A 1,573-nucleotide genomic window follows, 5' to 3' on the forward strand; every position below is an offset into this window, starting at 1 on the left:
TTTAGCCGAACTTTAATAATTCATACTTCATACTTCATACTTTGCCCAGTCCCCTAGATTCTCTACATTTTGTTAATATCAGCCGTCAGCCGTCAGCCGTCAGCCGTCAGCCGTCAGCCGTCAGCCGTCAGCCGTCAGCCGTCAGCCGTCAGCCGTTGGCCTTTGGCCACGCTACGCGAACAGATGTCAGATATAGGCCAAGGCTTTTGGCTGAGAGCTGATAGCTCAGAGCTGATACCTGATACCTGAGAGCTGAGAGCTGAGAGCTGATAGCTGATAGCTGATACCTGATAGCTGAGAGCTGATCGCTGATAGCTGATACCTGAGAGCTGATAGCTGAGAGCTGATAGCTTACTTGTTAACAAACCATTTTTGGGTTATCCCACCCCTTGACTGATAGCAAAAGTTACGAGAAACTAACAAAATATTAAAGTAAACACTCGATTTACTATAAACTTATGTTAATGTTGTTTGCGCCATGATCTAAATTATTATCATTTGATTAATGACCAGCTATAGCACTGGTCAGTGATCAGTGATATCAATCCAGGATTAGATACTCCTGGACTGGTGCAACAACCGGTGCCACAACCTGCAACTAGGGATAAACCGAGCACTAAGGCGACTATGGAAACATTAGAGTTTGTCATTTATCCAGATGGTCGAGTCCAGGAAAAAGTCACTGGGATCATCGGAGCCTCTTGCGCAGAGGTAACAGCTGCTATTGAAGCTCAGCTAGGACGAGTCGTATCTGTTGAGAAAACATCAGATTACTTCGACCAAAAGCTTGAACTGTCGGCAACAGCCACAACTCAAGCTACGGTTAGCCATTGGTAAATTTGTGTTCCAGTTAGTAAATTCGTTTAATTACCAAAAATGTCTCATTTCAGCACTATCAAAACCCAAATCCGTAACCGTTCATCCTTAGAAACTGCTTTAAATGACTTAGGGATTGATTGGGAATCTGGTCCTAGCCCTGTGCGCGGTTATAAAGGTCAAACTCGCACTGCTGAAGTAGTGATTGAGCAAGAGAATGACTACGACATCGGTTTTAGTTGGAATGGTAACGCCTACGAACTAGTTGCTGATTTTCAGTATTGGCAACAGCCTTGGTCTGTAGATGGTTTCCTACAACGGGTAACCCAGCGTTACGCTTACAACACAGTAATTAAGGAAACTGCTAAGCAAGGCTTTGAGGTTGCTGAGCAACAAGATAATAAAGATGGTTCAATTCGTTTAGTCGTACAACGCTGGAGCGCTTAATGTCTGAGTTCTCACCGACGCCAGAGCGTTCCGGTTTAGAACCAGAGTTAGGGGGTGTCTTTCGAGATGCTCCAGAGCGTTCTGGTTTTGAGCCAGAGCTAGGGGGTATTCTGCGACAAAAAGGTGTTTACGTTGATGAAATTACCTGCATTGGCTGTAAACACTGCGCCCACGTCGCTCGCAACACATTTTACATGGAAGCCGACTACGGTAGATCCCGGGTTTTTCGGCAAGATGGCGACCCAGAAGACGTGATACAAGAAGCGATAGACACTTGTCCAGTAGATTGTATCCACTGGGTTGATTACAC

The 1,573-nt window shown here is 45.3% G+C and carries 4 protein-coding genes; all 4 read left to right on the forward strand.

Features of this window, described 5'->3' with window-relative positions; translation table 11 throughout:
• Window positions 1–69: 69 nt before the first annotated feature.
• Complete coding sequence (locus tag F6K38_RS41520) at window positions 70–249, forward strand: hypothetical protein (protein ID WP_154659884.1); 180 nt, start codon at window positions 70–72, stop codon at window positions 247–249.
• A 378-nt stretch (window positions 250–627) separates the two neighbouring features.
• Window positions 628–837, forward strand: a complete 210-nt coding sequence (locus F6K38_RS41525) for a DUF2997 domain-containing protein (RefSeq protein WP_071108026.1) — start codon at window positions 628–630, stop codon at window positions 835–837.
• 39 nt (window positions 838–876) lie between these two features.
• The gene (locus F6K38_RS41530) at window positions 877–1,263 is read left to right on the forward strand and encodes a DUF1257 domain-containing protein (RefSeq protein WP_287313908.1); all 387 of its coding nucleotides are present in this window, start codon (window positions 877–879) and stop codon (window positions 1,261–1,263) included.
• Window positions 1,263–1,573: ferredoxin (locus F6K38_RS41535; RefSeq protein ID WP_287360673.1), on the forward strand; the 311-nt coding region annotated here is incomplete at its 3' end. The genes F6K38_RS41530 and F6K38_RS41535, both read left to right, overlap by 1 nt.

Origin of the sequence: Moorena sp. SIO3B2 (assembly GCF_010692525.1) — a bacterium.
In the GTDB taxonomy this organism is placed as follows: Bacteria; Cyanobacteriota; Cyanobacteriia; order Cyanobacteriales; family Coleofasciculaceae; genus Moorena; species Moorena producens.

What these genes read in the sequence shown, in the direction of transcription:
- F6K38_RS41525 (WP_071108026.1), top strand. Translation starts at nt 628, where the DNA reads ATGGAAACATTAGAGTTTGTCATTTATCCAGATGGTCGAGTCCAGGAA.
- F6K38_RS41530 (WP_287313908.1), top strand. Translation starts at nt 877, where the DNA reads ATGTCTCATTTCAGCACTATCAAAACCCAAATCCGTAACCGTTCATCC.